Annotated in this window: 20 protein-coding genes and 1 riboswitch; of the genes, 14 read left to right on the top strand and 6 right to left on the bottom strand. The window is 64.2% G+C overall.

The genetic code is table 11. From position 1 onward, the window contains the following. The first annotated feature begins 29 nt into the window (after window positions 1-29). Both mgtE and FJ942_RS15665 read left to right on the top strand, forming a co-directional pair. Window positions 30-1,448, top strand: a complete 1,419-nt coding sequence (mgtE, locus tag FJ942_RS15670) for a magnesium transporter (protein ID WP_140656953.1) — start codon at window positions 30-32, stop codon at window positions 1,446-1,448. A 125-nt stretch (window positions 1,449-1,573) separates the two neighbouring features. Further along, window positions 1,574-1,960: a MerR family DNA-binding transcriptional regulator gene (locus tag FJ942_RS15665; protein ID WP_006203215.1), complete on the top strand. Its 387-nt coding sequence runs from the start codon at window positions 1,574-1,576 to the stop codon at window positions 1,958-1,960. A gap of 299 nt (window positions 1,961-2,259) precedes the next feature. Here FJ942_RS15665 and FJ942_RS15655 read toward each other — a convergent pair whose 3' ends face one another. Both FJ942_RS15655 and FJ942_RS15650 read right to left on the bottom strand, forming a co-directional pair. Further along, complete coding sequence (locus FJ942_RS15655) at window positions 2,260-2,736, bottom strand: isoprenylcysteine carboxylmethyltransferase family protein (RefSeq protein WP_140516398.1); 477 nt, start codon at window positions 2,734-2,736, stop codon at window positions 2,260-2,262. Next, window positions 2,733-3,737 carry a DUF1624 domain-containing protein gene (locus FJ942_RS15650; protein ID WP_140898137.1) on the bottom strand — a complete coding sequence of 335 codons (1,005 nt, stop codon included), beginning with the start codon at window positions 3,735-3,737 and terminating at the stop codon, window positions 2,733-2,735. Before FJ942_RS15650 ends, FJ942_RS15655 begins: the two co-directional genes overlap by 4 nt. A 231-nt stretch (window positions 3,738-3,968) precedes the next feature. On the opposite strand from FJ942_RS15650, the gene FJ942_RS15645 reads away from it, so the two are divergent. After that, on the top strand, window positions 3,969-5,168 hold the full coding sequence (locus FJ942_RS15645; protein WP_140495600.1) for an MFS transporter: 1,200 nt from the start codon (window positions 3,969-3,971) through the stop codon (window positions 5,166-5,168). Between the two features lie 3 nt (window positions 5,169-5,171). Here FJ942_RS15645 and FJ942_RS15640 read toward each other — a convergent pair whose 3' ends face one another. After that, window positions 5,172-6,341 (bottom strand): aromatic ring-hydroxylating dioxygenase subunit alpha, encoded by a 1,170-nt coding sequence (locus FJ942_RS15640; RefSeq protein WP_140521137.1) that lies wholly within the window; start codon window positions 6,339-6,341, stop codon window positions 5,172-5,174. A gap of 134 nt (window positions 6,342-6,475) precedes the next feature. Then, window positions 6,476-6,672, top strand: a riboswitch (cobalamin riboswitch). Window positions 6,673-6,707: 35 nt separating this feature from the next. On the opposite strand from FJ942_RS15640, the gene FJ942_RS15635 reads away from it, so the two are divergent. From FJ942_RS15635 to cobO, 4 genes are read left to right on the top strand one after another with little or no spacing between them, the layout of a single operon-like run. Continuing rightward, window positions 6,708-6,887, top strand: coding sequence for a CbtB domain-containing protein (locus FJ942_RS15635; protein ID WP_140495602.1), 180 nt, complete (start codon window positions 6,708-6,710; stop codon window positions 6,885-6,887). 15 nt (window positions 6,888-6,902) lie between these two features. Next, complete coding sequence (locus FJ942_RS15630; RefSeq protein WP_140555010.1) at window positions 6,903-7,700, top strand: CbtA family protein; 798 nt, start codon at window positions 6,903-6,905, stop codon at window positions 7,698-7,700. Next, window positions 7,693-8,208 (top strand): bifunctional adenosylcobinamide kinase/adenosylcobinamide-phosphate guanylyltransferase, encoded by a 516-nt coding sequence (gene cobU / locus FJ942_RS15625; protein WP_140521135.1) that lies wholly within the window; start codon window positions 7,693-7,695, stop codon window positions 8,206-8,208. Before FJ942_RS15630 ends, cobU begins: the two co-directional genes overlap by 8 nt. A 1-nt stretch (window position 8,209) precedes the next feature. Further along, window positions 8,210-8,824: a cob(I)yrinic acid a,c-diamide adenosyltransferase gene (cobO, locus tag FJ942_RS15620; protein ID WP_140495605.1), complete on the top strand. Its 615-nt coding sequence runs from the start codon at window positions 8,210-8,212 to the stop codon at window positions 8,822-8,824. A 333-nt stretch (window positions 8,825-9,157) separates the two neighbouring features. Here the strand turns inward: cobO and cbiB are convergent, their stop codons facing one another. Next, the gene (cbiB, locus tag FJ942_RS15615; protein ID WP_140516390.1) at window positions 9,158-10,126 is read right to left on the bottom strand and encodes an adenosylcobinamide-phosphate synthase CbiB; all 969 of its coding nucleotides are present in this window, start codon (window positions 10,124-10,126) and stop codon (window positions 9,158-9,160) included. Between cbiB and cobD the strand changes: the two genes are divergently transcribed. Next, window positions 10,125-11,171: a threonine-phosphate decarboxylase CobD gene (cobD, locus tag FJ942_RS15610; RefSeq protein ID WP_140898135.1), complete on the top strand. Its 1,047-nt coding sequence runs from the start codon at window positions 10,125-10,127 to the stop codon at window positions 11,169-11,171. The two genes, cbiB and cobD, sit on opposite strands and share 2 nt — an antisense overlap. After that, window positions 11,168-11,677, top strand: coding sequence for a tyrosine phosphatase family protein (locus FJ942_RS15605; protein ID WP_140817418.1), 510 nt, complete (start codon window positions 11,168-11,170; stop codon window positions 11,675-11,677). Before cobD ends, FJ942_RS15605 begins: the two co-directional genes overlap by 4 nt. Window positions 11,678-11,679: 2 nt before the next feature. Here FJ942_RS15605 and FJ942_RS15600 read toward each other — a convergent pair whose 3' ends face one another. Together FJ942_RS15600 and FJ942_RS15595 are read right to left on the bottom strand one after the other, a co-directional pair. Beyond that, window positions 11,680-12,483, bottom strand: a complete 804-nt coding sequence (locus FJ942_RS15600) for a creatininase family protein (RefSeq protein WP_140547725.1) — start codon at window positions 12,481-12,483, stop codon at window positions 11,680-11,682. Window positions 12,484-12,537: 54 nt separating this feature from the next. Beyond that, window positions 12,538-12,921: a RidA family protein gene (locus FJ942_RS15595; protein ID WP_140555017.1), complete on the bottom strand. Its 384-nt coding sequence runs from the start codon at window positions 12,919-12,921 to the stop codon at window positions 12,538-12,540. A 269-nt stretch (window positions 12,922-13,190) separates the two neighbouring features. Here FJ942_RS15595 and FJ942_RS15590 point away from each other — a divergent pair, with 269 nt between their 5' ends. The 5 genes from FJ942_RS15590 to FJ942_RS15570 are packed head-to-tail and all read left to right on the top strand — an operon-like array spanning window position 13,191 to window position 18,581. Continuing rightward, window positions 13,191-14,195 (top strand): ABC transporter substrate-binding protein, encoded by a 1,005-nt coding sequence (locus FJ942_RS15590; protein ID WP_140495611.1) that lies wholly within the window; start codon window positions 13,191-13,193, stop codon window positions 14,193-14,195. A gap of 11 nt (window positions 14,196-14,206) precedes the next feature. Continuing rightward, a complete protein-coding gene (locus FJ942_RS15585; RefSeq protein ID WP_140495612.1) occupies window positions 14,207-15,037 on the top strand; it encodes an ABC transporter ATP-binding protein in 831 nt (276 codons plus the stop codon). Beyond that, window positions 15,024-15,872 carry an ABC transporter permease gene (locus FJ942_RS15580; RefSeq protein ID WP_140898133.1) on the top strand — a complete coding sequence of 283 codons (849 nt, stop codon included), beginning with the start codon at window positions 15,024-15,026 and terminating at the stop codon, window positions 15,870-15,872. The genes FJ942_RS15585 and FJ942_RS15580 overlap by 14 nt, the downstream gene beginning before the upstream one ends. 4 nt (window positions 15,873-15,876) lie before the next feature. Continuing rightward, the gene (locus tag FJ942_RS15575) at window positions 15,877-17,178 is read left to right on the top strand and encodes a cytosine deaminase (protein ID WP_140898131.1); all 1,302 of its coding nucleotides are present in this window, start codon (window positions 15,877-15,879) and stop codon (window positions 17,176-17,178) included. Then, the gene (locus tag FJ942_RS15570; RefSeq protein ID WP_140670248.1) at window positions 17,178-18,581 is read left to right on the top strand and encodes an FAD-binding oxidoreductase; all 1,404 of its coding nucleotides are present in this window, start codon (window positions 17,178-17,180) and stop codon (window positions 18,579-18,581) included. Before FJ942_RS15575 ends, FJ942_RS15570 begins: the two co-directional genes overlap by 1 nt. Window positions 18,582-18,771 lie beyond the last annotated feature (190 nt).

Here is an 18,771-nt window from a genome sequence, read left to right as displayed (position 1 = left end):
TTCCAGGATTGCAATGGCGGGAGGCGCTGGTGGAAGGCCAGGACGAACGGACGACCGGCGCTGGGGTCGCTGACGAACACCGCGCCGACATCTACGGTGAGGACGGCGCTGTCCTTTCGTCCTTTCTCGCCCAGATCGGCGCGGCGATCGCCGACCGCGATACGCTCACGCTCAAGCGTGAGGTCGACGACCTGCACCAGTCGGAAATGGGCGACCTGATCGAGGCGCTGCATCCCGACCAGCGGCGCGCCCTTGTCGAGCTTTTGGGGGCCGACTTCGATTTTTCCGCGCTGACCGAGGTTGACGAGGCGATCCGCATGGACATCGTCGACAATCTGCCCAACGCGCAGATTGCCCAGGCGGTGCAGGAACTCGATTCCGACGACGCGGTCTACATCCTCGAGGATCTCGAACCGGAGGACCAGGACGAGATCCTGTCGCAGCTGCCGTTTACCGAGCGCATCAGGCTACGTCGCTCGCTCGACTACCCCGAGGAGACCGCCGGGCGGCGCATGCAGACGGAGTTCGTCGCGGTGCCGCCGTTCTGGACGGTCGGCCAGACCATCGACTACATGCGCGAGGACAAGAACCTTCCCGACCGCTTCAGCCAGATCTTCGTCATCGACCCGAGCTTCAAGCTGCTTGGCGCCATAGACCTCGACCAGATCCTGCGCACCAAGCGCTCGGTCAAGGTCGAGGAGGTCATGCATGAGACGCGGCACGCCATTCCGGCCACGATGGACCAGGAAGAGGCCGCGCGGGAGTTCGAGCAATATGACCTTTTGTCGGCCGCCGTCGTCGACGAGAACGAGCGGCTGGTCGGCGTGCTGACCATCGACGACGTCGTCGACGTCATCCAGCAGGAAGCCGAGGAAGATCTCCTGCGCATGGGCGGCGTCGGCGACGAAGAGCTTTCCGACAGCATCTTTTCGACCTCGCGTTCGCGTGTGCCATGGCTGCTTGTCAATCTCCTGACCGCCTTCCTTGCGGCATCGGTGATCGGCCTGTTCGACCACACGATCGAGCGCATTGTGGCGCTCGCTGTGCTGATGCCGATCGTGGCCGGGATGGGCGGCAATGCCGGTTCGCAGACCATGACCGTCACCGTGCGGGCGCTGGCGACAAGGGATCTCGACATCTACAATGCCGGCCGCATCATTCGCCGCGAGATAGGCGTGGGCTTCATCAACGGCATCGTTTTCGCCATATTGATCGGCATCGTAGCCGCCGTCTGGTTCCGCGATGCCAATCTGGGCGGCATCATCGCCGCGGCCATGATCATCAACATGTTCGTTGCGGCCCTTGCCGGTATCCTGATCCCGCTGCTGCTCGACCGCTTCAAGATCGATCCCGCGGTCGCTTCGGCGGTGTTTGTCACCACGGTCACCGACGTCGTTGGTTTCTTCGCTTTTCTGGGCCTTGCCACGTGGTGGTTCGGCGTCCATTGATCCGGCTCAATTGACTTTTACGTAAATGCCGTGCGAGGCTCGGCGACAGGCAGACTGCGGCCGATTCCGGCAGGTCTGCCGCGGACGGAGAGCAGCAGTCGCCAATCTCCGGCTATGGGGCGAGAATGCGGGAATATTATTCGATCACCGAGCTGACGCGCGAATTCGACGTGTCGACGCGGACGCTGCGGTTCTACGAGGACGAGGGACTGGTGCAGCCGGTGCGGCGGGGCCGCACGCGGCTGTTTCGTCCATCCGACCGACACCTGATCCGGCAGATCATGCGCGGAAAACGGCTCGGCTTCTCGATCAACGAGATCCGCGAAATCATCCAGATGTACAAGGAACCGCCCGGCGAGGTCGGCCAGCTCAAGCTGATGATCAAGCGCATCGAGGAAAAGCGCGAGGATCTGAGGCAAAAGCGCCGCGACCTCGAGGAGACATTGGCCGAACTCGACCAGGCCGAGGAATCCTGCGTTGAGCGGCTGGTCGAGCTCGGGGTTAATACGTAGCGGCCTTCCAGGCAGGACAATCGCTTTAGAGTCGGCGCCGCCCCTCATCGCCCTGCCGGGCACTTCTCCCCGTATAGTGACGGGGAGAAGGGGGCTGACCGTGATCTCGGTCTCTTTCCTGCAACGCTGGTGGCTGGCGAAACCGCTGATGACAGCGCCCCTCTCCCCGTCACTATACGGGGAGAGGATGCCGGCAGGCAGGTGAGGGGCGGCGCCGACATCGACAAATTGTTGGTCTCCGCCACAAATCGGAAACCGTTATCTTCCCGATATGGCTCTGGCAGCCGGCGTTCAGATGCTCAAATCCAGCGCCGCACTCTTTTGGCATAGTCGCGGTATTTTTTGCCGAACTTTGCCGACAGCATCTTTTCTTCCTTTTCCACCGCGACCTTCTGCGTGACGAAGGCGGCGACGAAGGCGAGCGGCAGGAACCAGACGATCCCGGAGATGAAGGCAACGCCGATCAACAGCAGCGTGTTGGCGAGGTACATCGGATTGCGGGTGATGCCGAAAGGACCCGTGGTGACCAAATGGTCCGGCACGGCGTTGGGGTTGAGCGTGGTCTTGGCCCGCGTCATGGTGCGGATGGCGGTGAACCAGAGTGCGGCGACGCCGAACAGCGCCACCCAGCCGGCCGCGTAGAGGAGGTCGCCCAGGAGGTCGCCGATCCAGGGCAGGGGAAAAAGCAAGCCGAGCGCGATGCTGATGGCGATGGCGGCGATGTAGATCAGCGGCGGCCACGGTATCAGCCCAGGTTTGGGCGGGGTCTCGGTCATTCGACACCTTCCTCCGTCATCTTGCTGTCGGTCTGGGCCGTGCAGGTGCCGGCGAGATCCGCCAGATGCGCTCTCCATTCGGCGGTCTGGTCGTTCTTGTAGAGCCGATCAAGCGTTGCCTCGCCCTCCAGCGTGTCCAGCATGCACCCACAATAGCTCGAACAGAACTTGCTGTCGCGCTGCTGCTCGCACGAGATCTGGCAGGTCTTGAGAAAGTTCACCTGCGGGGTTTCGACCTTGGCCGGCATTGCTTGCGAGAACAACCAGACACTGCCGATCAGCAGCGGCTGGTGAATGAGGTAGAAGGCCAGGCTGTGCCGGCCGATGAAGCCCAGCGGGTTGGACCAGCGCCCGGGCGCCACATCTGCCAGGCGCGCCAAGGCGCCGAAGCCGGAGGCAAGCTTGGTCGCTCCGAGCCCCACAATCACCGCACCGAACCACGGGAACAGCGGGACATAGTCGTTGGAGTGTGGGTTGACCGCGGAAAGCCCGACCCACCACAGCCAGGGGTGATCGAACGATTCCAGCCGAAAATAGAAGGGAATGGCGATGACCGCCGCGGCGATCGGCAGTGTGAGCAGCGCCGGCAGGCGCAGGAATGCCAGCCCGAGCAGGCTCGCCAGCGCGATCTGGTGCAGGATGCCGAAGAAGATCCACCCGTCCGGCGTGGCGATACGGGTGGCGACCGAAATGGCGATCGCCGCTCCGGCGACCATGGCGAAGCGTCTCCAGAAGCCGTTCCAGCGGATCTCTTTGCCATGGGCGAGATACAGGCTGACGCCGACCAGGAACAGGAAGGTCGAGGCGATGCAGCGAGCATAGAACTTCCACCAGCCGAAGGCGGTCAGGCCGGGATCGGTGTAGCCGAAGAATTCCAGGTCCCAGGTGAAATGGTAGCTCGCCATGGCGATCAGCGCGATGCCGCGCAGCATGTCGATGGCGACGATGCGCTTGGTCCTCGGCAACTCCGCTGTGGGCATGGTCGGCGTCTGGATGCTCATGGTCTCGCGATCTGATTCAGCCCCGCACGAGGACTATCACGGTTACGCCGGACAAAAGAAGGCCGTGAGCTTCGATACAGACAGTCAGCCGGCGCTGCATGAGGCACCCCTTTAGGCCAGCACCGGAAAGCCTTTGACCGGCTTCGTTTTTATCCGGGGCACGTCGGTTTCCTGTTACCGGTCGCGAACTGATGGCCGCAGATTGGCTGCTGATTCTGCTTTGGGGAAGCAATGTCCACGCATGTGCGCCATCCGATCTGGCTACCGGCCCTCAAGGCCGCGGATGCCCGCACCTTCGCCTCGCTCTACGCGGTCGAATCCTTCGCTCGCGCCACGGTGTCGAGCGTCATCCCGATCCAGGCCTACGAAATCCTCCACAACGAGCAGATCGTCTCGATCCTCTACACCATCGTGGCGATGCTCGGCCTGTCGGTGACCCTGTTCATGCCGATGCTGATCCAGCGCTTCGCACGGCGCTGGGTCTACACGGCGGGCGCCTGCCTGCTGGCGATCGGCTCGTTGTTCTTCGTCACGCATACGCTCGCCGGGCAATTGGCCGGTATGCTGTGCCGTGTCATGGGCGCCAGCGCGCTGTCGATCACGCTCAACCTCTACATCATGGACCACATCCGCAAGACCGATTTCATGCAGGCCGAATCGCTGCGCATGGCGTGGTCGATGTTTGCCTGGACGGGTGGGCCGACGCTCGGCATCTTTCTCTACACGCGCTTCGGCATCTATGCCGCGCATGGCGCGGTCGCCGTATTCGCCTTGGCCCTGCTGGCGTTGTTCTGGACCTACCGGCTCGGCGACAATCCCTCGATCCGGCCGGGCAAGACGCGCCCAGTCAACCCGCTGGCCAATATCGGCCGCTTCGTCGCGCAGCCGAGGCTGAGGCTGGCCTGGCTGATCGCCTTCGGCCGCTCCTGCTTCTGGACGACATTTTTCGTCTATGGCCCGCTGTTCATGGTCATCACCGGTGAGGGCGAACTTGCCGGCGGCATTCTGGTTTCGGCAGGCAACGCGCTTTTGTTCATGGCGATTTTCTGGGGCAAGGCCGGCAAGCGCTTCGGCGGCCGCAGGACCATGACTTTTGCCTATTTCGCCATGTCGGTGGTGCTGCTGGCGGCGGGTGCCGTCGGCGAAAGCGCGCCGCTCGTCACCGGCGCCTTCCTGCTGTGCGGCGCCTTCTTCACCATCGCGCTCGACGCGCTGGGCTCGACCGCCTTCATGCGCTCGGTCCGCTCTTATGAGCGGGCGCAGATGGCTGCGGTCTACCGCACTTATCTCGACTTTTCCGAACTGACGCCGCCGCTGGTCTACTCGGTGGTGCTGGCCTTTTTCGGACTAGGCTCGGTTTTCGTCACGCTCGGCCTGCTTGCGGCGGTCTGCGGTTATGTCACCTGGCGGTATCTGCCGAAGTCGCTGTGAAGCTTACGGCACAAGCGCAGCATGTCGTTCGCGTACCCAATCGTGGAAGCGGTGGAGGTCGTACTCCTCCGGCATCAGCACGCCGGCCTTATGGCGCATGGAGCGCAGCCCTTTCTGGTTGACCTCGCAGATCGCGGCATCCTCCTCCAGCACCTGGGTGCCGAATCCGACGATGTTGTCGATGTCGGTGGCGGCGAGCGCGTCGGGCGCGAACAGCCATTCGGCGGTCAATTCGGTCTGCTCGGGGCCAAGCGGCACCAGCCGTACGGACCTGACATAGTCGACGTGGCCGACGATGAACATCGAGGGCAGGCTGGTGGCGTAGGTCTGGCCGGCGGCGCGCTCGGCCGGCGTCAGGCCCGAAAAGACCGGCCCATGCGCCTGGCCGTCACGTGACCATGTTTCGGCACCCGCCCGCAGCCCGCCGGAAAATTCCGGCGCGTCATTGTCGGCATGGCGGGTCCATTCGGGGTCGTCATGCCGGCCCATCAGGCCGCGGCCGTAGATCGGCACCAGCCGCGACAGGTCCTTGTGGACGCCGGGGCAATGCAGGCATTCGTTGAAGTTTTCCCAGAAGATCTTCCAGTTGCAGTTCATCACCTTGCGCAGCACATGGCCCGATACCAGCGATTCCAGCGGCCAGTTGCCGAGATCGCCGGAGGCCGGGTCGAAGGATGAGTGCGCCGAGCCGGCGGCATCTTCCGCGAGATTGACGAAGACGAAGCCGCGCCAGACCGACAGCGCGACGCGATAGAGCGGATGGTCCGCCTTGTCGAAACCTTCGGGCAGCGTTTTCGATGGCACGCGCACGAGCTCGCCGCGCAGCGAATAGGACCATGCGTGGTAGGGGCAGGTGATCAGCCGCGCCCTCAGCCGCCCCTCGCGTTCCTGGCAAAGCTGCGAGCCGCGATGCCGGCAGGTGTTGTGGAAGGCGCGCAGTTCGCCGGTATCGTCACGCAGCACGACGATCTCCTGGCTGCCGACACGGAAGGTGCGGAAAGCCAGCGGTTGGGCGAGATCAGCTTCACGGCAGACGAGCAGCCAGTTCCTGTACCAGATGGCGTCGAGGTCGCGCTGGTAGGCCGCCGCATCCCAATAGGCCGAGGACGGCAATGTCGGCTCGGCCCGGGTGAGGCCGTTATAGGGGGCGTGCTGGCTCTGGACGGGCTGCATGGCTGGCCTCCTGTGAGGATGGCAGCCGACACCCGGCCACGGAAATTGTCAATTGCAGCGGAGCAAGCGGCCGGACGGCGCTAAAGCGCTTGTCGCCGTCGGAATTTGGTTTGCCGGATGCGGCGATTTTCCCTATAGTCACCTTCGTCGTCGGTTCCGATTGGAGCCAAGAGGGAATGCGGTGCGGGCAGATTTGTTGCCCAATGCCGTGGCTGCCCCCGCAACTGTGTGCGGTAGTCCTCTCCATATGCCACTGAAGATTTTCTTCGGGAAGGTGGGGAAGGGCGCTGATCCGCGAGCCAGGAGACCTGCCGGCGACAGGAAACTGACTTCGATGCCCTCGGGTGGAGGGTGAAAGGACAAGACATGAATACCGCTTCCGTCTCCCTCGGCGCCTCCATCTCCTCGCAGTCGCGCCTCCTGCAGCTCGCGCTCGCGGCGCTGCTCGGCGTTTTCGTCGTAGGCTTTGTCGGTTTCTCGCATATCGACGCGGTCCACAATGCCGCGCACGACTATCGCCACTCGATGGCGTTTCCCTGCCACTGATAGGGATTTGACATCATGAACCTGTTTCGCAACGTCGTGTTCATCGCGGCGATCGCAGGGCTCGTGGCCGGTGTCGTTCTCGCCTGCATGCAGGCCTATGCCACCGTGCCGTTGATCCTGAAGGCGGAAGTCTACGAACAGGCCGGCGGCGGCCACCACCACGACCATACCGCACCGGCCCCGACCGACAACAACGCCATGAACTCTGCCGCCCCGGCGGGCAATGCCATGAGCTCCGCCGCGCCGGCAGCCGCTGAAGCTGTTCCGGCTGAAGAGGAAGGCTGGGCGCCGGCCGACGGCTTCGAGCGCTTCGCCTTCAGCGTGCTTGCCAACATCGTCACCGGCATCGGCTTCGCGCTGGTCCTGGTCGCGGTTTCGGAATTCGCCGGCGGCATCGGCAACTGGCGCCAGGGCGTGTTCTGGGGACTGGCCGGCTTTGCCGTGTTCACGCTGGCGCCGGGCCTCGGCCTGCCGCCGGAACTGCCGGCCATGCCTGCCGCCGAGCTTCTGCCACGCCAGATCTGGTGGACGGCGACGGTGGCGGCGACGGCGATCGGCCTTGCCCTGATCGCCTTCCGCAAATCACTGCCGCTGGCGATTCTGGGCGTGGTGTTGATCGTCGCGCCGCATATTGTCGGCGCGCCGCAGCCGGACAGTTTCGAGACGCCGATTCCGGAAGGCCTGCACCATCAGTTCGTGGTGGCGGTAACCGTAACCAACCTGGTGTTCTGGCTCGTGCTCGGCGCTGTCGTCGGCGTGGTGCGCGGACGCTTCACCGGCAGCGCGACGAGCCTGCGCGACAGCTTTGCCTGATCGCGGAAGACTGACCTTCATCATCGGCGGTGCGCGCTCCGGCAAGAGCGCGCACGCCGAAACGCTGATGACGGCCTTGCCTTCGCCATGGACCTACATCGCCACGGCGCAAGCCTATGACGACGAGATGCGGCAGCGCATCGCGTTGCACCGGTCGCGGCGCGGCGAGGGCTGGACGACCATCGATGCACCGCTTGGCCTTGTCGGTGCACTCGAGGCCCTACCGGAGGACCAGCCGGTCCTTGTCGACTGCCTGACGCTCTGGCTGACCAATCACATGCTGGCCGATCATGATGTAGAGGCCGAATGTCGGCGGCTGGCTGACATGCTGTCGCGGCCGCGCGGACCCTGGTTCGTGGTATCCAACGAGGTCGGGCAAGGCATCGTGCCCGACAATGCGCTGGGGCGCCGGTTCCGCGACGCCGCCGGCCGGCTCAACCAGCAGGTCGCGGCGATTGCCGAGACCGTGCTTTTGATGGTGGCGGGGCTGCCGCTCAAGGTGAAGTGACATGACCGACATCGACGAAAAGGACGAAGAGCGCCACCGCGCCAAGATGGCCAAGCGCAAGGCGGTCCAAGACGCCGAGGTGGCGAGCAAGACGGTCGAAAAGGGGCTGCTGATCGTCAACACCGGCCCGGGCAAAGGCAAGACCACGGCTGCCTTTGGCCTGGCGCTGCGGATGCTCGGCTACGGCAAGCGCGTCGGCGTCGTCCAGTTCATCAAGGGCAAATGGCATACGGGTGAGAAGGAGGCCTTCGCCGCCTTCGGCGACCGCGTCGTCTGGCACGCGATGGGCGAGGGGTTCACCTGGGAGACACAGGATCTGAAGCGCGACATCGCGGCGGCCGAGGCCGCCTGGGCCAAGGCGCTGGAGCTGATGGCCGATCCGTCGATCAGTCTCGTCGTGCTCGACGAACTCAACATCGCGCTGCGCTACGAGTATCTCGATCTGGACAAGGTGGTTGCCGCGCTGAAAGCGCGCCGCGAGGGCCTGCATGTCGTCGTCACCGGTCGCAACGCCAAGCCGGCGCTGGTCGAGGCGGCCGACCTGGTGACCGAGATGGGGCTGACCAAACACCATTTCGCGGCGGGCGTGAAGGCGCAGCAGGGGGTGGAGTTTTGAGAGCTGTTGTCCCCTTTTGTGGATGAGCATTCAAGTCTGGTCGCCAAACGCTTCCAGCAGGGCTCACTTCCTTTCCCTCCGGAGGGAGGAAAGGTGGCGCTGCGAAGCAGCGACGGATTGGGGGAAGGCGGTGATCGAACGCGCGGTCCGCAGACAGGCAGGCGCAACCCGGCGGGTGCGAGAACCGCGACTGCCGAGCTCGTCGACCCCCACTCCGTCTCGGCTTCGCCGAGCCACCTCTCCCCCGATCGACGGGGGAGAGGAAAGGCGCGAACCTGTTGCAGGCCGGCTCCCTTCCTCCCCTTCGGGAGAGAACTCACGGGGGGGGTGAGATCATGCCAGAATGACGATCGCCGAAACCACGCCGAACAGCGCGATCAACAGGCAGTCGGCGACACGATAAAGTTTCAGCGCCCGCCTTATGTCGATGCTGTCGGCTTCGCGCCGGCCGCCTTCGCCCATGAACGCGTCGTCGACCGTTACGCCGCCATAGCTGCGCGGCCCGGCGAGGGCCAGGCCGAGCCCGCCCGCCATCGCCGCCTCCGGCCAGCCGGCATTGGGCGAGCGGTGCTTTTTCGCGTCGCGCCGCACCGCCTGCCATGCGGCTTTCGCGTCGGCGCCTTTCACCAGGAAAGCCGCCAACGTGATGAGCAACGCCGTCAGCCTCGACGCCGGCAGGTTGATCCAATCGTCGAAGCGTGCGGCTGCCCTGCCGAACGTTTCGTGGCGCGGCGTGCGATGGCCGATCATCGAATCGGCGGTGTTGGCGGCCTTGTAGGCGGCGCCGCCGGCGAGGCCGCCGACGCCCGTCCAGAAGGCGGGGGCAACGATGCCGTCGGAAAAATTCTCGGCCAGGCTCTCGATCGCCGCGCGGCAGACGCCGGCCCTGTCGAGGGTTTCGGGATCGCGGCCGACGATGCGCGAGACGGCGGCGCGGCCCATGTCGAGGCCGCCCGAGTCGAGCGCATCGGCGACGGCCTCGACATGCTCATAAAGGCTCCGCTGCGACAGGAACGATGTTGCCAGAAGGGCGGTGATGAACAGTCCCAGGGGAATGAACCAGAGCAGGATCTGCACGCACAGGCCAATTAGCGCCGGCACCAGCACGATGACCAGAAGCGCCTGGACACCACGTTGGCGACGCAGTGCGTCGGGATCAGTGGCGCGGTTGAGCCTGCGATCGAGAAAGGATATCAGCCTGCCAAACCACGTCACGGGATGGCCGATGGCGCGAAACAGCCAGTCGGGGTAGCCCAGCGCGGATTCGATGGCCAATGACAGGAAAGCGATCAGGACTGACATGAAGCTTCTTGAAGGAGCGGTGGACCATGGTGGAAGTCTCGGCCGGGCAAGGGCGCTTTTCCCCAACGCCCCCCAGCCTTTCGTCGACCTCTCGACCGGAATCAATCCGCACTCCTACCCGCTTTTCGAGCTGCCCGCCACCTCGCTGTCGCGATTGCCGGAAGCGGGGCGGGCGCGTGAGCTGACGGCGATCGCGGCCATTAGCTATGGTGCGCCCTCGCCAGCCAATGTCGTCGCTGCGCCCGGTACGCAGATCCTGCTGCCACGCGTGGCTTCGCTCATCGCACCGGGCAGGGCGCTCGCGCTGGGGCCGACTTATGCCGAACATGCCCGCGCGGCGGCAATCACGGGGCACGAGGTGACCGAAGTCAGCGATTTCGCTGATCTGGCGGATGCCGACCTGGCCATCGTGGTCAATCCGAACAACCCGGATGGGCGCATCGTCGAGCGCGACCGGCTGCTGGCGCTGGCCGCCGGTTTGCGCGCCAAGGGCGGGCTGCTGGTCGTCGACGAGGCGTTCATGGATGTCGGCCCGCGCGAACACAGCCTTGCCGGCTATGTCGGCCAGGGCGGCATCGTCGTGCTGCGCTCTTTCGGCAAGTTTTTCGGGCTGGCCGGCCTGCGGCTTGGATTTGCGCTTGCCGATGCGCCGACGGCCCAGCGGCTGGAAACGCAATTCGGACCTTGGGCTGTCGCCGGCCCGGCGCTGGAATATGGCATTCGCGCACTTGCCGATATCGGCTGGCAGGACGCGATGCGCGCGTCGCTGGCGGAGGCATCGGCTCGGCTCGACGGACTGTTCGGTCGTTTCGGCGTGCCTGTCGCGGGCGGCACCACATTGTTCCGCTATTTCAGCCTGCCGGATGCCGCCGGCTTGTTTTCTGTGCTTGGGGAACGCGGCATCCTGCTTCGCCATTTCACCGACCGCCCGCATGTCCTGCGGGCCGGCCTGCCGGGGAACGGGGAGGAGTGGCTGCGGCTTGAATCCGCCCTTGCCGAATGGGCGGCCCGGCGCGAGGATGGAGCGGAAGGTATCAAACCATGATCCATGTCTGCTCGCTGGCAAAGGTCGAGGAAACGGTGGCGAGGACCGGCGCCGAGCGGCTGCTGTCGCTGTTGGCCGCCGGCACCGATGTGCTCCGCCCGGCCTCGATCATGAGGGAAAATCATCTGCACCTGGTCATGCACGACATCGCGGTGGCGCAGGATGGCATGACCATGCCGGGCGAGGAGCATGTGCGCAACCTGCTCGATTTCGCGCGCCGCTGGGACCGGGCGAGGCCGATGGTCGTGCATTGCTATGCCGGCATCAGCCGCTCGACGGCCTCCGCCTATATCATCGCTGCCGCGCTGGCGCCGAAACGCGACGAGGCCGAGCTGGCCCGGACGTTGCGGACGCTGTCGCCTTCGGCGACGCCAAATCCGCGGCTGATCGCGGTGGCCGACGCGCTGCTTGGTCGAGGCGGCCGCATGATCGCGGCAATCGAAGCGATCGGGCGCGGCGCCGATGCCTTTGAAGGCACACCGTTCGAACTGAAGATCGATATGTAGGGCTACTTCAGCCAATCGGCGAGCTTCGCCTTGCGTACATCCCTAAGCAGGCTGACAAAACCATCAGCCTGATGTTCCGCTGTCAGCCGACCTTTTTCAGCCGTGGCAATGCTGGCGTCGCCGACCACGCCGTTCGGATTGAGATCGCTGGCGATCCAGGCGAAGGCGTGGGTGCCGGTGTGGCGCAGGAGCGAAAATTCCTGCTCCGCGTTGGCGACGTTGGAGACGAAATTGTCGGCCTTGGTCATGTCGACGAGATCCGGCCGGAAATGCAGCATCAGCGAGGTCTCGACGTCGCCGCCATGGATGCCGTGGCGGTCCTCGAGTTCGGTGTACATGCCGGCCGGGCGGCCGAAGCGTTGCCAACTGGTCTTCACCGCCAGCATCTTTTCGCGCACCCGCAATTCGCGCGTGACGATGCCCATGATCTCCTCGTTGCCGCCATGCGAGTTGACGACGACCAGCTTGCGCACGCCTGCCCGCGCAATCGACACGCCAAGCTCGGTCCAGGCGTCCGCCAGCGTCGTTGCCGGCAAAGTAAGCGTGCCCGGCGCGTGAAGATGCTCGTTCGATTTGCCCACCGCCTGGACCGGAAGGATGCGGATGTCGAGATCGTCGGGCAGGCGGGCGATCACCGTGTCGAGCATGCCGTTCATGATCGAGGTGTCGGTCGAGACAGGCAGATGCGGTCCATGCTGCTCGATCGCCGCCACCGGCAGCACAGCGATCGTCGCTTCGGGATCGATCGAGGCATATTCCGTGGTCCGATAGTCACCCCACCACACACGTCTTTTTGCTACGGTCATGTCATGCCTCTTCGATGAACGGTGAGACCTAGCGCGAGATACACGGCGTGTCGATCACCCGGCCGCGATGGCCTCGACCTCCACCTTGAATTCAGGCCGGGCAAACCCGCTGACGATCATCAGGGTCGAGGCCGGCGCGGGGTTCGAAAAAAGCCGGTCGCGGACATCCATATAGGGTCTCAGATGCGCGCGGTCGGTGACATAGGCGTTGATGCGAACGATATTGCCGAGCCCCAGCCCCGCCTCGCCGAGGATCGCGGCGATGTTCTTGAAGCAAAGCTCGGCCTGGGCGCCGGCGTCTTCGGGGATCTGGTCGTCCGCCGTGATCGCGACCTGGCCTGAACACAACACCAGCCGCTTGCCCGGGGGCACTTCGACGCCGTGACTGTAGCGGGCAAAAGGCGGCTTGATCGACTTCGGGGTGAGGAACTTGAACATGGCAATCTCCTGGATACCGCCAGCCTAAGACTGGATTCATCACAGCTTCAAGATGGCGGTGCATGTCGCCGGTGCGATTGTGGACAGGCGTTTAAAAAATAGGCACGATGCCTCCGGTGCAGCACGACCTTTCCGGCGTTCGCAGATGGCTGTGGTGCAGGCGGGCGGGTCCCGGCGCGAGACGCCGGTGGCATGTGTCTTGCTTCTTGAATCTCTGGTGTCGAGCCTGGCGCGTGGCGCGCCGGAGCAAACAAAGGGTGGTGGTGTCGATGTACGGAAAACTGAAGATGTCGGTAGCGGCGGTGGCCGTGCTTGCAGCGAGCACGCTTGGTGCCGCGGCAAATGAAAAAGTCACCTTCGGCACCAACTGGCTGGCCGAGCCGGAACATGGCGGCTACTACCAGGCCGTGGCCGACGGCACCTATGCCGCCTGCGGCCTCGACGTCACCATCATGCAGGGTGGCCCGCAGGTCAGCGGCCGGCCGATGCTCCTGGCCGGCAAGATCGATTTCTACATGGGCGGCAACCTGCTGTCGGCCTTCGACGCCGTCCAGCAAGGCATTCCGATGCGCGTGGTGGCGGCGGACTTCCAGAAGGATCCGCAGGTCATCATGTCCCATCCCGGCGAGGGGCTGGACAAATGGGAGGACCTGAAGAACGCCGAGCAGTACATTCTGGGTGACGAGGGCGCGCAGACCTTCTTCCAGTGGATGATCATCGAGCTCGGCTTCGACGCGGCCAAGCGCGTGCCCTACACCTACAACACTGCTCCCTTCCTCGCCAACAAGAAGTCGATCCAGCAAGGCTATGTCACGTCCGAGCCGTTCGCGGTCAAAAAGGAAGGCGGCTTCGTGCCCAACCAGTTCCTGCTCGCCGACTATGGCTGGGACACCTATTCGACGACGATCGAGGTGATGCAGGACACGATCGACAAGAAGCCGGAGGTGGTCCAGTGCTTCGTCGATGGCTCGGCCAAGGGCTGGTACAAATATCTCTACGGCGACAACAAGGCCGCCAACGACATGATCAAGAAAGACAATCCTGACATGACGGATGAGCAGATCGCTTTCTCAATCGAGCAGATGAAGAAGTTCGGCCTAGCCGATTCCGGCGACACCGAGAAGCTCGGCATCGGCGCCATGAACGAGGCGCGGATCAAGAGTTTTTACGACAAGATGGTCAAGGCCAAGGTCACGCCCGCCGGCATCGACATCACGAAAGCCTACACGCTGGCCTTCGTCAACAAGGGCGTCGGGCTCGAGCTGAAGAAATAGGCCGTCCCAGCATGATGCGGGAACAGGTAGCGCAGGCGCCGGCGAACGGGTCCGACACGGCTCCGGCATTGTTGGCGCTGCGGGGCGTCGGCAAGGTCTTTTCCAATGGCGTGACGGCGCTCGCCGACGTCGACCTGACGATCCGGGAAGGGGATTTCCTCAGCCTGCTCGGGCCGTCCGGCTGCGGCAAGTCGACGGCGCTGCGGCTGATCGCCGGCCTGTCAACGCCGACCTCCGGCATGCTCGACTGGCGTGCGGGCGGTTCGCTCGACCGCTCGAACATCGGCTTCGTGTTCCAGGAGCCGACATTGCTGCCCTGGGCCAGCGTTTTCGACAATGTCTGGCTGCCGCTCAGGCTGAAGGGCGTCAGCCGCGCCAAGGCGGCACCGGTGGTGACCGAGATGCTGGCAAGGGTTCATCTCACCGGTTTCGAGAACGCGGTGCCGCGCGAATTGTCGGGCGGCATGAAGATGCGCGTCTCGATCGCACGGGCCCTGGTGACCAAACCGCGCGTGCTTTTGATGGATGAGCCGTTCGCGGCCCTCGACGAAATCACCCGCTTCAAGCTCAACAACGATCTGCTGGAGTTGTGGCAGGACGAGCGCTTCACCGTCGTCTTCGTCACGCATAGCGTCTTCGAAAGCGTGTTTTTGTCCAACAGGGTTGTCGTGATGGCGGCGCGGCCAGGCAGGATCTTCGACGAGCTTGCCATCGATGCGGCCTATCCGCGCGACGAGGCCTTTCGCACCTCACCCGATTATGCGGCGCTGTGCCGGCAGACGTCCGACGTGCTGGTCAAGGCCATCAACTCAATTGCAGGCTCGCATCATGACGGCCATTGACGGTGTATTGAAACTCGACCCCGAGGAAGCACGCCGCGCGCGCCAGGAGCGGCTCGAGCGGATCGGCCGCTGGGTTCTGCCGCTGGCGATCATGATCCTGGCGATCTGGCTGTGGGACCGTATCTGCGTGTGGAATGAAATTCCGCAATACATCCTGCCGCGTCCCGGTGTGGTGCTGGCAACACTCTACAACGACGCCGGCCTGCTGTTCTCCGCACTGCTGGTCACCTTGCGCATCACCTTCCTCAGTCTGCTCCTTGCCGTCATCGGCGGCGTCGGGCTGGCGGTGCTGTTCGCGCAGTCGAAATGGGTGGAGATGTCGTTCTTTCCCTTCGCCATCGTGCTGCAAGTGACGCCGATCGTGGCCATCTTCCCGCTGATCAACATCTATGTCGACAACCAGACGACCAAGCTTCTGCTCTGCGCCTGGATCGTCGCCTTCTTTCCGATCCTCTCCAACACCACCCTCGGCCTGAACTCGGTCGACCGCAATCTGCGCGACCTGTTCAAGCTCAACGGCGCAACGCGCTGGCAGCAATTGCGCTATCTCAGGCTGCCGGCGGCGATGCCGTATTTTCTCGGCGGGCTGAAGATCGCCGGCGGCCTGTCGCTGATCGGCGCGGTGGTGGCCGAGTTCGTCGCCGGCGCCACCGGCCAGTCTTCGGGCCTCGCCTCGCGCATCATCGAGGCCGGCTACCGGCTGAACGCGCCCAGGCTGTTCGCGGCGCTGTTCCTGATCTCGCTGACCGGCATCCTGATCTTCCTCGTGCTGTCGCTGATTTCGCATCTCATCTTACGGCGCTGGCACGAGAGCGCGCTGAAGCAGGAGCGGTAGCGCCTTGATTCCGAACACAGGTTCATACCGGCTCGCCAACGCACGCGTTCATCGGTCCGTCACGCCTGGCCTTGCCGCGCCCTTCGACGGCGACGGTTTCGCACTTGCCGACATCGCGGTGGGCGACGGCAAGATTTCCAGCATTGCTGTTCCTGGCAGATCGAACGCACCTGCCGATGCGATCGACCTCGGCGGGCGGATTCTGCTGCCGTGCTTCATCGATTGTCACACCCATATCGACAAGGGCCATATCTGGCCGCGAAAACCCAATCCTGACGGCACTTTCATCGGGGCGCTGAATGCCACAGGTGCCGACCGCACTGACCGCTGGAGTGCCGAGGACGTGGCGCGGCGCATTGATTTCTCGCTGCGCTGCGCCTACGCGCATGGCACCAAAGCACTGCGCACGCATCTGGACAGTGTCCCGCCGCAGGAGGAAATCTCCTGGCCGGTGTTCGAGACGATGCGCGAGAGGTGGCGCGGCCGCATCGAGTTGCAGGGCGCCTGCCTGATTGGCGTCGAGGGCGTGCGCGACAAGAATTGGTTCGACAGGCTGGCCAAAAGGGTGGCCGCCGCCAAGGGCGTGCTTGGCGTCGTCACCTACATGGTGCCGGATCTGGAAGAACTGCTCGACCATGTCTTCTCCCAAGCCGTCAAGCATGGCCTCGATCTCGATTTCCATGCCGACGAGACCGACGACGTCGCGGCGATCTCGCTGAAGAAGATCGCCGAGGCGTCGCTGTGGAGCGGCTTCGAGGGCAAGATCCTCGTCGGCCACTGCTGTTCGCTGGCGCGCCAGCCGGACCTCGAGGTGCTGGACACGCTGGACAAGGTGGCGAAAGCCGGGCTGGCGATCGTCTCGCTGCCGATGTGCAATCTCTATCTGCAGGACCGGCGGCGCGATCAAACCACGCCGCGCTGGCGCGGGGTAACGCTGCTGCACGAGATGAAGGCGAGGGGCATTCCGATCGCGGTCGCCTCCGACAATACCCGCGATCCGTTCTATGCCTATGGCGATCTCGACATGCTGGAGGTCTACCGCATGGCGACGCGCATCCTGCATTTCGATCATCCGGTCGCCGATTGGCCGCAGGCCGTCACGGCAACGCCGGCTCACGTGATGCGGCTCGATGGTTTCGGCACGCTTGCCGCCGGCGCCGATGCCGATTTCATCGTCTTCAAGGGCCGCAGCTGGACGGAATTGCTGTCGCGGCCCGAATCGGATCGCATCGTGGTGCGCGCCGGGCGGGCGATCGACCGGCAACTGCCCGACTATGCCGAACTCGACGAGCTGATGGTGGACTGATGGATATCGCCGCGCTGAAACGCGATCTCGACGGGATAAAACTCGACGACAATCCGGCCATCGTCCAGCAGAAAAGCCGCGATTTCTACTGGTACAGCCCGGTGCTGAAGCAGCAGCTCGATCACGTCACCGGCGATCTTGTCGTGACGCCCAAGAACGAGGCCGAGCTGATCCGCGTGCTCGCCGCCTGCCACCGGCATGGCGTGCCAGTGACGCCGCGCGGCAGCGGCACAGGCAATTACGGCCAGGCGATGCCGCTCTCGGGCGGCGTCGTGCTCAATCTCGCCGAGATGAACGAGATCAAGTCGATCGCGCCGGGGCGTGTGGTGACCGGGCCGGGCGCTGTGCTGGCCGACATCGACAAGGCAACGCGGGCGCATTCCGGCCAGGAACTGCGGCTCTCACCCTCCACCTACAACACCGCCTCGATCGGCGGCTTCATCGCCGGCGGTTCGGGCGGCGTCGGTTCGATCAATTTCGGCGGCTTGCGTGATTTCGGCAATGTGCTGCGCCTGCGCGTGGTAACCATGGAGGCCGAGCCGAGGGAGCTCGAACTCACCGGCGAGGATCTGCACAAGGTGACCCACGCCTACGGCACCAACGGTATCATCATGGAAGTCGAGATGCCGCTGACCGCGGCCTATGAGTGGATCGACATCATTGTCGGCTTCGACGCCTTCATGAATGCGGCGCGCTACGGCAACGCGCTGGCCTGCCAGGACGGCATCCTGACCAAGCTGATCACGCCGATCGCGGCACCGGTGCCGCAGCTCTATTTCAAACGGCACCAGAAATTCCTGAAGGATGGGCAGAGCATCTGCGTCGTAATGGTGGCGCGGCATGGGCTGGACGCCTTTCTCGCTTTCACGCGGCGGGCTGGAGGCGAGGTGGTCTTCAATGCCGCGACGGCGACGCCGGAGGAGAAAAAGGGTCTGCCGCCGGCCTATGAACTGGCCTGGAACCACACGACGCTCAGGGCGCTGCGGGTCGACCCCGACATCACCTATTTGCAGTCGCTCTATCCCTTTCCCAACCAGCTGGCGCTGGTCGAGAAAATGGACGCGATGTTTCCGGGCGAAGTGTTCTCGCATCTGGAGTTCGTGCGGCTGGATGGCAACATCACCTGCTTCGGCCTGCCGCTGATCAAATTCACCACCGAGGCGCGGCTCGACGAGATCATCCGCCTGCATGAAGAGAATGGCTGCCCGATCTTCAACCCGCATCGTTACACGCTGGAAGAGGGCGGCATGAAGCAGACCGATGCGGTGCAACTCGCCTTCAAGCGCGAGACCGACCCGCAAGGACTGCTCAATCCCGGCAAGATGATCGCCTGGGAAAACCCGGATTATGACTACCGTTCGGGACGAACTTTTCTGTTCAAGGGGCTGCAGAGGACGGGATGAGGAGAGGCTCGCGCTTGAACACCCCCCTCTGGCCTGCCGGCCCGGGCCCTTCGCTGTCGCTTCGGGCGTTCGTCGCTCGGAAAGCCAAGAAATTGGCTTCCCGTCCGCTGCGCGGACCACTCCTCACCCCCCGCATGGGGGGAGATCGGCAGCTTAAGCGCTGCCGCCAACCTGCCGCGCTGACAATTGG

Source organism: Mesorhizobium sp. B2-4-2, assembly GCF_006442845.1.
GTDB lineage: Bacteria > Pseudomonadota > Alphaproteobacteria > Rhizobiales > Rhizobiaceae > Mesorhizobium.
The sequence above is the reverse complement of the archived record's forward strand: the minus strand, read 5'-3'. Positions and strand labels throughout refer to the sequence as shown.